The sequence below is a fragment of the Allobosea sp. GW821-FHT10B12 genome (assembly GCF_059415545.1).
Genome location: NZ_JBWKNL010000005.1, coordinates 67,102 through 80,625, shown reverse-complemented (window position 1 = coordinate 80,625; position 13,524 = coordinate 67,102). Strand labels below are relative to the sequence as shown.

Here is a 13,524-nt window from a genome sequence, read left to right as displayed (position 1 = left end):
TGCTGCCCCTCAACCCATCGTCGGGATGACGAAGCTCGCACCGTCCTTGATGCCAGACGGCCAACGCGCCGTCACCGTCTTGGTCTTGGTGTAGAAGCGGATCGAGTCCGGGCCGTGCTGGTTGAGGTCGCCGAACACGGAGCGCTTCCAGCCGCCGAAGGTGTAGTAGGCCAGCGGAACCGGGATCGGCACGTTGATGCCGACCATGCCGACCTGCACCTTCGAGGCGAAGTCGCGGGCAGCGTCGCCGTCGCGGGTGTAGATCGCGGTGCCGTTGCCGTACTCGTGGTCGTTGGTCAGCTTCAGCGCCTCGTCATAGCTCTCGGTGCGCAGCACGGAGAGGACAGGTCCGAAGATCTCCTCCTTGTAGATGCGCATGTCCTTGGTGACGTTGTCGAACAGGCAGCCGCCGACATAGAAGCCGTTCTCGTAGCCCTGCATCTTGAAGTCGCGGCCGTCGACGACGAGCTTGGCGCCTTCGCCGATGCCGATGTCGACATAGGACTTGATCTTCTCCATCGCCGCTTTGGTGACGACCGGGCCGTAATCGGCCGAGGTGTCGGTCGAGGGGCCGATCTTCAGGCTCTCGACGCGGGGAATGAGCCGCTTGACCAGCTCGTCGGCGGTGGCCTTGCCGACGGGCACCGCGACCGAGATCGCCATGCAGCGCTCGCCGGCCGAACCGTAGCCGGCGCCGATCAGCGCATCGACCGCCTGGTCCATGTCGGCGTCGGGCATGATGATCATGTGGTTCTTGGCGCCACCGAAGCACTGCACCCGCTTACCGTTGGCGCAGCCGCGGGCGTAGATGTACTCGGCAATCGGGGTCGAGCCGACGAAGCCGACGGCCTTGATGTCATGGTCGTCGAGGATAGCGTCGACCGCTTCCTTGTCGCCGTTGACGACGTTGAGGATGCCGGGAGGGCCGCCCGCTTCGATGAACAGCTCGGCCAGGCGCATCGGCACGCCGGGGTCACGCTCGGACGGCTTCAGGATGAAGGCGTTGCCGCAGGCGATGGCGGGGCCGAGCTTCCAGAGCGGGATCATCGCCGGGAAGTTGAACGGGGTGATGCCGGCGACGACGCCGAGCGGCTGGCGCAGCGAATAGATGTCGATGCCCGGGCCGGCGCCGTCGGTGAATTCGCCCTTCATCAGGTTAGGCACGCCGAGCGAGAACTCGACGACCTCGACGCCGCGCTGGATGTCGCCCTTGGCGTCGGGAATGGTCTTGCCGTGCTCGCGGGCGAGCAGCTCGGCGAGCTCGTCATTGTTCTGCGCGATCAGGTCGAGGAACTTCATCAGCACGCGGGCGCGGCGCTGCGGATTGACCGCCGCCCATTTCGGCTGGGCTTCGAGCGCATTCTCGACCGCGGAGCGCAATTCCTGCTGCGAGGCGAGGGCGACCTTGCCGATCACCGAGCCGTCCATCGGCTGGTAGACATCGGCCGTGCGGCCGGAGGTGCCCGCGACGTGCTTGCCGCCGATGAAGTGACCGATCTGACGCATGGCGTCCTCCCCTAAAGTCGTGTGACGCTGATTTGAGCTACCCCTATCATTATCGTTTGTGCACGGCTATAGGCAGATATCGGCCGGCGTCGTGCAAAAACACAGATACGGGAGGAGCGCCATGGAACGGTTCGACTGGGACGACCTGCGTTTCTTTCTCGCCGTTGCCCGTTCGGGCCGGCTCACCGCCGCTGCACGCCGGCTTGGCGCCGATCACGCCACCGTCTCGCGCCGCATCACCTCGCTAGAGGAATCGCTCAAGGCGAAGCTGTTCGAGCGGCGCCCGCAGGGCTATGCGCTGACCGGTCATGGCGAGCAGCTTCTGGCCAAGGCCGAGAGCATGGAGACCGAGGCGCTGGCGATCCAGAGCGAGATCGGCGGCGCCGACATGGCGCTCTCCGGCACGGTCCGGATCGGCGCGCCCGACGGCTTCGGCTCGACCTTCCTGGCGCCGCGCTTCGCCGGCTTCGCCAAGGCCTATCCGGGGCTCGAGCTGCAGCTCATCGCCATGCCGCGCCTGCTTTCGCTGTCGAAGCGCGAGGCCGATGTCGCGATTACGCTGGCCCCGCCCAAGGAGGGCAAGGTCGTCGCCCGCAAGCTCTGCGACTACCGGCTCGGCCTCTACGCCTCGCAGGACTATCTCGACGCCATGCCGCCGATCACCGCTGCCGAGGACCTCTTCAACCATCGCGTCGTCGGCTATATCGACGACCTGATCTTCACCCCCGAGCTCGACTATCTCGACGAGGTCGCCAAGGGCCTGCGCGCGCAGATCCAGAGTTCGAGCGTGCTGGCGCAGATGAATGCGGTCGCGGCTGGCGCCGGCATCGGTGTCATCCACCATTTCATGGCGGTCGACGAGCCCCGGCTCGTCCCCGTGCTGCCCGATAGCGTCTCGATCACCCGCTCCTTCTGGCTGCTCGTCCACGCCGATCTCAAGGACGTTGCCCGGGTCCGGGCGGTCGTCGACTTCATCGTGCGCGAGTCGAAGGCCCACCGTGCGCTGCTGATGGGTGAACTGCCGGCGGCCGGAGGCCCGCGTCTGGCCGCGGCAGGCTAAAGGCTCCGCCCGTTCAGGCGGCGACGCGGACGCAGTTGCGCCCCTCATGCTTGGCTGCGTAGAGCGCGCGGTCGGCGGCGATCAGATGCTGATCGAAGCTGCCTTTCCCGTCGATTCCGGCAATCCCGATCGAGACTGTGAACGTGATCTGCCGGTCATCGACGAGCAGCGTCTCATGCGAGATGTCGAGGCGGATATGATCGCTCAGGCGCAGCGCCGCCTTAGTGTCGAGGCCGGGGAACAGGATGGCGAATTCCTCGCCGCCGATGCGGGCGAGCAGGTGGCCGTTACCCTCGACTGACTGGGCTAGATAGCGCGCCACCTTCGCCAGCGCCTGATCGCCGAAATCATGGCCGTAGCTGTCGTTCAGCTGCTTGAAGTCGTCGATGTCGAGGATGGCGATCGTGCTGGCGAGCCCTTTGGCGCTCGCCTCCTCGACCAGGCGGCCGGCGTTGGCGAAGAAGTGACGGCGGTTGAACAGGCCCGTCAGCGCGTCGCGCGAAGCGAGATTGTGCAGCTGCTCGATCTGCTCCAGCGTCTCGACATTGCTGGCGATCCGGCATTGCAGCTCTTCCGGAATGAACGGCATGGAGATGAAGTCGTTCGCCCCCGCCTTGAGGAAGCCGACCGAGACCATCCGATCGCTCGAGGAGGAGACCCCGATCACGCGCATTCGATTGGAACCGAATTGCCGCCGGATGCGCCGCGTCAGCTCGTATCCGTCCATGTCCGGCATGTAGTAGTCGCTCACCACCAGCCGAAGATCGGGGTTCGCCTCCAGCAGGGACAGCGCCTCGGCTCCCGAGCCGGCCTCGACCACCTCGTACTGCTGCACCTTGAGCATATGGCCGAGCAGCCTGCGGGTCGCCGTGACGTCGTCGACGACCAGAATGCGGGTCCCTCGGTTGGCGAGCGCGCGCTTGGCGGTTGCGACCACGGTCTCGAGCGTGAAGGCGCTGTCCTTGGGGACATAGTCGATCACGTCGCGCTCCATGATCCGGTTGCGCGTCTCGAGATCGTAGGTGCCGGTATGGACGATGGTCGGGATGCCGCGCTGCACGGTGAAGTCGATCGCCTCGCCCCGCGGCGCGTCCGGCAAGTTCAGGTCGACCACGGCCATGGTGTAGGCGGCGCGGTCCTCGGTGACGACCTCGTGCAGTTCGTTGAGCGACTGGCAGACGACGATCGGCAGCTGAAGCTCGGCTTCGAGGCGGCGCGACAGTGCCATCGCGTAGGTCCGCGAATCCTCGACGAGAAGGATCTTCATCTCCTTGGGAATCGGCTCGCTCTGGCGACGGTTCTGCATGCGGTAAGCCATCGAGCTCACTGGTCCCCAGTCGGTGCCGCCCTGCCGCGCGGCCGGTAATGAGCTCTGCTTTGCAACGAAAGACGAACTCTATGAGGCGACCATCCTGCCGTTACGTTAATTTCGGCTTAACTATGTCTCTCGCTCTGCACGCTTGCTAAGGGCTGCTGCGCTGGCGGCGAGATCGCCGCTCAGATCCGCCAGGGCAGGATGTTGGCCGGCAGCTTGCGGCCGAGTGCGTCGAGTCCGAGCATTACCGCAAGGATCACCGCGCAGGCGCTGATCGCCACTGCGGCGGCTTCGCCGGCGAGCCCGGCCTCCTTCAGGCTGAACAGCACGACGCCGAGCGTCTCGGTGCCGGAGGACCAGAGCAGGGCCGAGACAGTGAGCTCGTTGAAGGCGACGAGGAAGACCATCAGCCCGCTGACCGCGGCGGCCGGTGCGAGGATCGGCGCTACGATGAAGCGCAGCATCTGCCAGAGCGTCACGCCGTCGAGCTTGGCGGCTTCCTCGTGATGCGCCTCGATCTGCGCCATCGCCGCGACCGGCGCCTTCAGCGCCAGCGGCAGGAAGCGCGCCATATACGCGAACAGGATGATGAAGGGCGTGGCGTAGATGCTGACGCCGATCAGCGGCAGCGGCTTCAGGAACATCAGGATGCAGGCGATGGCGAGCACGACGCCGGGCAGGGCGTAGGGCAGTTCGATCACCACATCGACGACGCGCCGGAGCTTGCCCATGCGCCGTTCGAGGCCATAGGCGAAGGCGATCGAGAGGAGCGCCAGCAGCACCGCGGCTGAGCCGGCGAACAGGAAGGAGTTGCGGAAGGCGCGCACCGTCACGTCCTGCCGCAGCAGCACCTCCGCGAACTTGTCGAAGGTGAGATTCTGCCAGGTGAGCGCGACGCCGAGCGCCGGCGTCAGCGCCTCGCCGATCAGCGCCAGCAGCGGCAGGCCGAGCTTGAGCGCGATCAGCAGCCAGAGGCCGGCAGCGACGAAGGGGCGTGCGATGCCGAGCTGCCAGAACGGCTGCAGCGGCCGCTCGATCTCGACCTTGCCGCCGCCGCGGCGCGTCGCGATCAGGCCGGCGATGATGCCGAGGCTGGCGACGAGCGCGACCAGCAGCGAGAGAGCCGCCGCATCCGGCAAGCCGGCCGGGCCGAAGCTCGACAGCCGGCGATAGATCAGCGTCGGCAGGGTGAGGTAGTTGACCGGCAGGCCGAGCAGGGCCGGGATGCCGAAATTGCCGATGCCGGCGACGAAGGCGAGCAGCGCCGCGGCGATGATCTGCGGCCGCAGCACCGGCAGCAGGATGCGCCCGACGATGGTGGCGGGAGCCGCGCCTTCCATCTGTGCCGCCTCGACCAGCGCCTGCGGCACGCTGCGCAAACCGGTCCAGAGCGTGATCGCCACCAGCGGCGCATGATGCAGCGCCATCACCAGGATGATGCCACCGCGCCCGAGCAGCGGATTGGGCGTGCCCGGCGCCGGCGCGAGCCCGACCATGCCGAGCAGGGCCGAGTTCGGCGCGAACAGGCTGAGGAAAGCCAGCGCCGCCACCTGCGGCGCGATCATCATCGAGAAGACCAGCGCGAAGGCGAGCGGACGCTTGCCGCGGACATCGGTGACTGCGAGCAGGATCGCCGCCGTCCCGCCGATCAGGAGCGCGCCGAAAGCCGAAAGGCCGGCCGTCTCGAAGGTGTGCAGGGTCGCGTTGACCGCGGCGCGGCTGGTGATCTCCGCCAGCGCACCCTCAGGTGCGAACTGCCAGCCCGGTGCAAAGGCGGCAGCGAGCAGGCGCAGGAAGGGCAGGGCGCCGAACAGCGTGGCGCACAGCAGCACCAATGCCGGCAGGCCAAGGCCTGTCGGCAAGGCGAACTTCGGCAGGACCGGCCGGATGCCGGTCTGCCGGAGTTCTGCGGGGGCTGCGAGCGTCATCGCGTCGGCGCCGATGCTGGCCTGTCGGAACTCAGCCTTCGAAGATCGCGCTGAAGCGCTTGCGGGCGGCCGGCTCGTCGGCCAGCGCCTTGGCGGCGTCGAACAGCATCAGCTTGATCGCGCCGCGCGCCGGATAGCCGGCCGGCAGGGCGACGTCTGGGTGAGCCGAGACATAGCCCTGCTTCAGGGCGAGTTCCTGACCGTCCTTCGAGATCAGGAAATCGACCAGGGCCTTGGCGGCTTCCGGGTTCTTGCTGCTCTTCAGGATCGCGACCGGCTCGCTCACCGCCGAGACGCCCTCCTTCGGGAAGACGAACTCGACCGGCGCGCCCTTGGCCTTCTCGCGGATCGGCATGAAGTCGACGATCATGCCGTAGAGCTTCTCGCCGGTGGCGACCTGGCGCAGGATGTCGCCATTGGCGCCGGCGGCGAGCGTGCCGTTCTTCTTCAGTTCCTCGTAGAAGCTCCAGCCACCCGGCAGGTTGCCGGTCAGGGTGATCGTGTGGATCATCGCCGCGCCCGAGTTCAGCGGGCTCGGCATGGCGAGCTGGTTCTTGACCTCCGGCTTGGCGAGGTCGAGCCAGCTCTCCGGTTTCAGCGCGGCCTTGGTGTTGTAGACGATGCCGGTGGTGATCAGCTTGGTCGCGAACCACATCTTGGCCGGATCATGCACGCCGGCCGGGAAAGCCGAGACATCGGCCTTGTCGTGGGCGAGCAGGCGGCCTTCCTTCTTCAGGCCTTCCATGGTCACCGCATCGGCGATCAGCAGCACGTCGGCCTGCGGCGCGCCGGCCTCGATCTCGGCCCGCAGCTTGGCCATCACGCGCGGCGTGCCGTCGCGGACAAAGCTGATCTCGACCTTGGGATACTTCGCCTTGAAGGCGTCGATCGTCTGCTGGGCGTCGGTGTTGGGCTGGCTGGTATAGAGCACGAGCTTGCCTTCGACCGCGCCGGCGGCGTCGATCGCCGGCAGGGCCAGGCCGAGCGCAAGGATGGCGGTTGCGAGGGCGCGCATGGGAAACTCCGATTGAATTTGCCACGAAGCCGCAAGGGCATCGCGAGCATCAGGACATGGGGTCGTGCGGCGCGGGGTAAGCCGTGTCGATGACACATCCGTGACAGCTTCTCTTTGACGCGGCTGCGCCGCGCCGTCAAAGCTGATCCGCCGGGCGTGGGCAGAGGGGGAGCGGTGAAAACTCCCGGCGAACTCTGCATGAAATCTACGCAGCCCTGCCGCTTGTGAGTTGCATGGCTCATCGACTAGTGTTTATGAGGAGGCGGCGAAAAAAGCCCAATCTAAACGTTTTAAATGGGAGGTTTCGATGAAATCCATGCGCTCTCTGGCTGCCGGCGCAGCCTTGGCAGCCATCGCCGCCGGATGGTCCGGAGCTGCGCTCGCGCAGGAGACGGTGACGGTCTGGTTCACCAAGGGCTTCTACAAGGGCGAGGACGACGCGCTGCTGTCCGTCGTAGACAAGTTCCAGAAGGCCACGGGCGTCAAGGTCGATCTCTCCCTCTACGCCACCGAGGACTGCGTCACCAAGTCGGTCGGCGCGGTCCAGGCCGGCACGCCGCCGGATGTCGGCTTCTGCACCACCTATGATTTCCGCACCACCGGCCAGTGGGCCTTCGAGGGCAAGCTCGAAGATGTCAGCGACGTGCTCGAGCCGCTGAAGGCGCAGATCCAGCCGCAGGCGCTGGCGACGACCCTGCTGATGAACGACAAGACCAAGAAGAAGGCCTACTACGCCTTCCCGGTCCAGCAGCAGATGATGCACATCACCTACTGGAAGGACATGCTGGAAGAGGCCGGCTTCAAGGAAAGCGACATCCCGAAGGGTTGGGACGGCTATTGGGATTTCTGGTGCGACAAGGTCCAGGGCGCGCTGCGCTCCAAGGGCAAGCGCATCTACGCCGTCGGCCACCCGATGGGCGTTGCCGCCTCCGACACCTTCTACTCCTTCCTGACCTTCGCCAATGCGCACAACGCCAAGGTCGTCGACGAGAACGGCAAGATCGTGCTCGACGAGCCGGCCAACAAGGCGGCGATGGTCAAGGCGGTGAAGGACTATTCCAACATCTCCCAGCGCGGCTGCACTCCGCCGTCCTCGGTCAACTGGCTCGACCCCGACAACAACGTCGCCTTCCACAACCGCACGACGGTGCTGACCCACAACGCCACGATCTCGATCGCGGCCAAGCACCTCGACGACATGAACAACCAGGCCCTGACGCAGGAACAGCGCGACCAGGCCAAGAAGAACTATTACGACAACATCCGCACGGCCGAATTCCCGAACAAGCCGGACGGTTCGCCGATGACCAACCTCGCCGCGGTCAAGACGGCGGTCGTCTTCGCCGATGGCAAGAACAAGAAGCGCGGCAAGGAGTTCATGGCCTTCATGATGAAGGACGAGAACCTGCGTCCCTTCGTCGAGGGCTCGGTCGGCCGCTGGTTCCCGACCACGGTCGAAGCCGCTAAGGCCGAGTTCTGGACGGGCGCGGATCCGCACCGCAAGATCGTCTACAAGCAGTACACGGACGGCACCGTGCCGTTCCAGTTCGTCTATAACTACAAGTTCACCACGGTGAATGCCGAGAACGTCTGGGCCAAGGCGGTCAACCGCGTTCTGGTCGACAAGGTCACGCCGGAGCAGGCCGTCGACGAGATGATCGCCCGCATCAAGCAGATCGCCGGCTGACGCCGGTATCGCCTGAGCCGACAAGAAGCGCATCCCGCGGCAAGCTTCGCCGCGGGATGCCGGCCCGTCTCGACCGGCGGGGTGTAGCGAGGGAGATAAGAACATGACGGCCGCAACGATGGCGCCCCCCACCACGATTCCGAGCAGCGCGACCTCCGGACAGACGCGCGACCGCGCCCTGTGGGGCGTGATCATGCTCGCGCCCTATATCCTCGTCTTCGCGGTGATGGTGGTCTATCCCGTCGCCTACGGCCTTTGGCTCGGCCTCAACTGGCAGTCCTACAAGGCGCTGTTCGCCGATCCGATCTTCGTCCGCACGCTGGTCAACACCGTCGTCTTCCTGTTCATCGCGGTGAACCTGAAGTTCATCATCGCGCTGTTCCTGTCGGGTTTCTTCGTGCAGCAGCGCGCCTGGGTGCGCATCATCCTGGTGCTGTTCATCCTGCCCTGGGCGGTGCCCTCGATCCCGACCATCCTGTCCTTCCGGGTCATGCTCAACCCGGAGAACGGCATGATCAACCAGCAGCTCTTCCAGTGGTTCGGCATCGTCGAGGGGCCGGGCTGGCTGACCGACCCGACGCTCGCCTTCGCCTGCTCGATCCTCGTCCACATCTGGAAATCGCTGCCGTTCTGGACCCTGATCCTGGTTACCGGCCGGCTCGCCATCGCGCAGGACCTCTATGAGGCCGCCAGCGTTGACGGCGCCAACAGATGGCAGCAGTTCCGCTTCATCACCTGGCCCTCGCTGGCGACGCTCTATGTCACCTCGACCTTGCTCTCGATGATCTGGACGCTCGGCGACTTCAACAGCGTCTACCTGCTCACCGGCGGTGGCCCGGGCGACCTTAACCACGTGCTGGCGACGCTCGGCATTCGCTATATGCGCAACAACAATCTCGACCTCGGCATCGCCTCGATCATCTGCGCCATGCCGCTGATCCTGCCTATGGTCTGGTTCATGGTGAAGCGTCTGTCGAAGGGAGCCGAGTGATGAAAAAGGTTCTCGACGAGGGCAAGCTGATCCTGATCGCCATTCCCGTCCTGATCTGGACGCTGCTGCCGATCTACCACCTCTTTGTGCTGTCGATCTCGACGCAGGAATCGATGCTCGCCGGCAAGCTCTGGCCGGACAAGCCGACGCTGCAGAACTTCCAGATCGTCTTCAACCAGCAGCACTACTATCTCAACAACTTCTGGTTGCAGCTGTTCAACAGCTTCCTGATCGCGATCGCGACCGGACTGCTCACGCTGTTCATCGCGACCTGCGCCGCCTTCGCCATCTCGCGGCTGAAGGCGCCGGGCGGCCGCTCGATCATGAACTTCGCCCTGGCGACCTATCTGATCCCGGCCGCCTTCCTCGCCATCCCCATGTACAAGGCGATGGGCACCTTCGGACTGCTCAACACCCGCGTCGCGCTGATCCTCGCCATGGTGGCATTGGCTTCGCCCTATGCGATCTGGGTGCTGAAGCAGGCCTCGGACAAGCTGCCCAAGGAGCTCGACGAAGCTGCGATCATGGACGGCGCCAACTCGCTGCAGCTCTTCCGGCTGGTCTATCTGCCGCTGATGAAGCCTTCCATGGTGGTGATCGGCATCTACGCGCTGCTGCTCGCCTGGAACGAGTATCTCTATGCGTTCCTGCTGCTCTCCAGCGAAAAGGCGGTGCCGCTCGCCGTCGGGCTCGGCCTCTTCCTCTCGGCCGACGATGCGCCCTGGAACCTCCTGATGACGGCGGGCCTGATCTACGCCATCCCGCCGGCGGTGATCTATTACGGCTTCCGCAAGAACATGGTCTCCGGCCTGACCGCCGGGGCGGTGAAGAGCTGACGAAAGCATCGATGAAGTGACCCGGCTGGCGCTGATGCAGAGCCGGGCTGCTTCGCTTTCGCTCGCAATGACGGCCGGTACGCCGCATATTGGCGTTGGACGCCGCAACAACATTTACGGATGACGTGATGACCGCCTCAAAGCTCGACCAGCTTCGCGCCATGACCACCGTCGTCGCCGACACCGGCGACATCGAGGCCGTGCGCCGCCTCAAGCCGGTCGACTGCACCACCAATCCGACGCTGCTGCTGAAAGCGGTGGAGACGCCCGCCTATGCTGGCCTCGTCGAGGAGGCGATCGCCTGGGGCAAGCGCCAGGGTGGCGCCGGCGCGGTCGAGGCGGTCTGTGACCGGCTCGCCGTCACCTTCGGCACAGAGTTGGCCAAGATCGTCCCGGGCCGGGTCTCGACCGAGGTCGATGCTGACCTTTCGTTCGACACGGCGGCGACCCTCGACAAGGCCCGCGCCATCATCGCCGCCTACAAGGAGCGCGGCGTTGGGCGCGAGCGGATCCTGATCAAGATCGCCTCGACCTGGGAGGGCCTGCAGGCCGCCCGCGTGCTGCAAGGCGAAGGCATCGACTGCAATCTGACCCTGCTCTTCGCCATGCCACAGGCCATCGCGGCGGCGGATGCCAAGGCGTTCCTGATCTCGCCCTTCGTCGGCCGCATTCTCGACTGGCACGTCAAGGCCGGCGGCGGCCCCTACACGGCGGAGACCGACCCCGGCGTCGTCTCGGTGAAGAGCATCTACGCCTATTACAAGGCGTTCGGGATCAAGACGGTTGTCATGGGAGCGTCCTTCCGCAACACCGGCGAGATCGAGGAACTGGCCGGTTGCGATCGCTTGACGATCGGCCCCGGCCTGCTTGACGAGTTGGCTGCCGCCACTGGTGATCTGCCGCGCAAATTGTCGCCGGCCGCCTCGCCGCAGGTCGCGGCCCCCGGAGGGGCAAAGAGGATCACGCTCGACGAGAAGGCCTTCCGCTTCACCATGAATGAGGACGCGATGGCGACCGAGAAGCTCGCCGAGGGCATTCGCGGCTTCGTCAAGGACCTGCGCAGCCTGCGCAAGCTCGTCGCCGCCAAGCTCGACGAGGCCAAGGCGGCGTGAGCGCTGCGGTTTCGGCGAAGGTCGCCGTCGTCACCGGCGGCGCCAGGGGCATCGGCCGCGCCGTCTGCGAACGGCTGGCGCAGGATGGCTTCGTCCCGGTCGTCTGGGATCTCGGGGAAGGCGAGGGCGGCCACGCCTTCGTCGCCTGCGATGTCACGGACGAGGCGCAGGTCGCTGCGGCGCTTGATAGAACCGAGCGCGAGCATGGGCCGATAGCCGTCCTGATCAACAACGCCGGTCTGACTGGCCCGTCCACGACGGTTGCCGAGACGCCGCTGGCGCAATGGCAGATGATCCAGGCCGTCAACCTGACCGGTACCTTCCTGTGCTCGCGCGCGATTGCGACAGCAATGGTGCCGCACGGTCATGGCCGCATCGTCAACATCGCCTCGCTCGCCGGCAAGGAGGGCACGCCGACGCTCTCGGCCTACAGCGCCGCCAAGGCCGGCGTGATCGCGCTGACCAAGGCCCATGGCAAGGAACTCGCGGGCACCGGCATTTTGGTCAATGCAGTGGCGCCGGCTGCGATCGAAACCGAATTGCTGCAGCAGATGAGCGCCGAGACGGTTTCAACCATGATCGGCAAGAGCCCGCTGAAGCGGCTCGGCACGGTCGACGAACTGGCCGAGCTGGTCGCCTGGCTCGCCAGCGAGAAATGCAGCTTCTCGACCGGCGCCGTCTTCGACCTGTCAGGCGGCCGCGCGACTTACTGAGCCTGCGCGGTGGCGTTGGGGTCGACCTTCGTCTCCATCACAGGGACGACAGGGGCGGTGGCCGACGGCGTGAAATAGGCCCGTCCGCGCGCTGCCGCCGCTTCGAGTGTCTGCTGCTGAGCCTTCGGCAGGCGCTTGGTGTCTTCGAGCGCGGTGAAGTCGCTGCTCGCATGGCCCGACGCGCGCTGACCGTCGAAGACGACCACGCCGTTGCGGGTGACGACGATGTCGCCCTTCCGCAGCGTAGGGTCGCGCAGATACCAATAGCTGTCGCTGGCCGGGTCGAGCTTGGCCGCCGGTTCCGCGGGCTTCGTGTTCACCTGGCGCGGCTTGCCGGGCTTCGGCTTGATCGCCGGACTGTCGGGAATGCCGATCGCGGCCGGTGGCGTCGGATTGCCGAAGATCGCCCGGGTGAGGTCGTCGAGGAAGCCCGCAGCTTGCGCCGGCGAAGCCATGGCGAGGCCGAAGCTGCCGGCAATGCCAATCGCCAGGATTATCCGTCGTGTCATGGCCGAACCTCCTGTTCGTGCATTGCCCGGTTGCGTCGCGCTTGTTCGCGTCAGCGCCGCAATCGACTGGAGCAGGCGCCCGCTCCTCTCAAACGAGGCACAAGCGGGAAAGTTCGATATCTCCGTTGCATCACCATTGCGCCGGGCCGCATCCGGCTACGGCGAACACGATTGCGCGCGCGCTCTGGCGGGCCTTGCGGTGCGGGTCTAAACATCCGTTCTCGTCCAAGCAGACCGGGCGGGCTGTCATGGCGATCCGTTCGCTCCTCGCACTATTCCTGTCTGCTGCGCTTGCGACGGCGGCTTCCGGACAAGCGCCGGGCTCGCTTCGGCAAGGAGCGAGCGAGGTCTCCTTCACGGCCAAGCGCTTCGGCGTACCGACAGCTTCGGGCATCTTCGACCGTGTCGATGGCGCGATCTCGCTCGATTTCGAGCGTCCCGAGCGCAGTCGTGTCAGGATGACGATCGGGACTGCCTCGCTCCGCACCGGCACGACACTGGTCGATGGCTTCATCAAGGGCGAAAGCATGCTCGATGTCGGCCGCTATCCGACGGCGACGTTCGTGTCCGAACAGATCAACCGCGTCGACGAACGCAGCCTCGTCATCCGTGGCCGGTTGACGATCCGCGCCATCACGCAGCGGGTGAATGTCAGTGCGGTCGCCGAGCGCGACCCGGCGGGCTTACGCTCCGGCGAGCGACTGGCTTTCCGCGCGACCACCGCCTTCTCGCGCAACGCCTTCGATATCGGGCGCGACGTCAACGTCGTCGACGATCAGGTCGACCTTTCGATTCGCGGCGAGGTTCTGCGCTGAACAGCGCGTTCTTGACAGATGACGACCTGGGATTTTG

The 13,524-nt window shown here is 65.8% G+C and carries 12 protein-coding genes; 7 read left to right on the top strand and 5 right to left on the bottom strand.

The window, feature by feature from the left end:
- Positions 1-9: 9 nt before the first annotated feature.
- Positions 10-1,506 (bottom strand): CoA-acylating methylmalonate-semialdehyde dehydrogenase, encoded by a 1,497-nt coding sequence (locus tag AC07O0_RS18020; RefSeq protein ID WP_494625064.1) that lies wholly within the window; start codon positions 1,504-1,506, stop codon positions 10-12.
- A 121-nt stretch (positions 1,507-1,627) separates the two neighbouring features.
- Here AC07O0_RS18020 and AC07O0_RS18015 point away from each other — a divergent pair, with 121 nt between their 5' ends.
- Positions 1,628-2,566: a LysR family transcriptional regulator gene (locus AC07O0_RS18015; protein ID WP_494625063.1), complete on the top strand. Its 939-nt coding sequence runs from the start codon at positions 1,628-1,630 to the stop codon at positions 2,564-2,566.
- Positions 2,567-2,579: 13 nt separating this feature from the next.
- Here AC07O0_RS18015 and AC07O0_RS18010 read toward each other — a convergent pair whose 3' ends face one another.
- The 3 genes from AC07O0_RS18010 to AC07O0_RS18000 all read right to left on the bottom strand — a co-directional run bounded on the left by AC07O0_RS18010 (position 2,580) and on the right by AC07O0_RS18000 (position 6,824).
- Positions 2,580-3,872, bottom strand: coding sequence for a GGDEF domain-containing response regulator (locus tag AC07O0_RS18010; protein ID WP_494625062.1), 1,293 nt, complete (start codon positions 3,870-3,872; stop codon positions 2,580-2,582).
- A gap of 191 nt (positions 3,873-4,063) precedes the next feature.
- The gene (locus AC07O0_RS18005; protein ID WP_494625061.1) at positions 4,064-5,809 is read right to left on the bottom strand and encodes an ABC transporter permease; all 1,746 of its coding nucleotides are present in this window, start codon (positions 5,807-5,809) and stop codon (positions 4,064-4,066) included.
- Between the two features lie 31 nt (positions 5,810-5,840).
- Positions 5,841-6,824: an ABC transporter substrate-binding protein gene (locus AC07O0_RS18000; RefSeq protein WP_494625060.1), complete on the bottom strand. Its 984-nt coding sequence runs from the start codon at positions 6,822-6,824 to the stop codon at positions 5,841-5,843.
- Positions 6,825-7,140: 316 nt separating this feature from the next.
- Between AC07O0_RS18000 and AC07O0_RS17995 the strand changes: the two genes are divergently transcribed.
- The 5 genes from AC07O0_RS17995 (at position 7,141) to AC07O0_RS17975 (ending at position 12,163) form a co-directional block, all read left to right on the top strand.
- A complete protein-coding gene (locus AC07O0_RS17995) occupies positions 7,141-8,511 on the top strand; it encodes an ABC transporter substrate-binding protein (RefSeq protein ID WP_494625447.1) in 1,371 nt (456 codons plus the stop codon).
- A gap of 118 nt (positions 8,512-8,629) precedes the next feature.
- On the top strand, positions 8,630-9,502 hold the full coding sequence (locus AC07O0_RS17990; RefSeq protein ID WP_494625446.1) for a carbohydrate ABC transporter permease: 873 nt from the start codon (positions 8,630-8,632) through the stop codon (positions 9,500-9,502).
- Positions 9,502-10,338, top strand: coding sequence for a carbohydrate ABC transporter permease (locus AC07O0_RS17985; protein WP_494625059.1), 837 nt, complete (start codon positions 9,502-9,504; stop codon positions 10,336-10,338). Before AC07O0_RS17990 ends, AC07O0_RS17985 begins: the two co-directional genes overlap by 1 nt.
- 128 nt (positions 10,339-10,466) lie before the next feature.
- Positions 10,467-11,450 carry a transaldolase gene (gene tal / locus AC07O0_RS17980; RefSeq protein WP_494625058.1) on the top strand — a complete coding sequence of 328 codons (984 nt, stop codon included), beginning with the start codon at positions 10,467-10,469 and terminating at the stop codon, positions 11,448-11,450.
- Positions 11,447-12,163 carry an SDR family NAD(P)-dependent oxidoreductase gene (locus AC07O0_RS17975; RefSeq protein WP_494625057.1) on the top strand — a complete coding sequence of 239 codons (717 nt, stop codon included), beginning with the start codon at positions 11,447-11,449 and terminating at the stop codon, positions 12,161-12,163. The genes tal and AC07O0_RS17975 overlap by 4 nt, the downstream gene beginning before the upstream one ends.
- On the opposite strand, the gene AC07O0_RS17970 is transcribed toward AC07O0_RS17975, so the two are convergent.
- Complete coding sequence (locus AC07O0_RS17970) at positions 12,157-12,672, bottom strand: hypothetical protein (protein ID WP_494625056.1); 516 nt, start codon at positions 12,670-12,672, stop codon at positions 12,157-12,159. The genes AC07O0_RS17975 and AC07O0_RS17970 overlap by 7 nt on opposite strands.
- A gap of 248 nt (positions 12,673-12,920) precedes the next feature.
- Here AC07O0_RS17970 and AC07O0_RS17965 point away from each other — a divergent pair, with 248 nt between their 5' ends.
- The gene (locus AC07O0_RS17965; protein WP_494625055.1) at positions 12,921-13,487 is read left to right on the top strand and encodes a YceI family protein; all 567 of its coding nucleotides are present in this window, start codon (positions 12,921-12,923) and stop codon (positions 13,485-13,487) included.
- Positions 13,488-13,524: the final 37 nt, after the last annotated feature.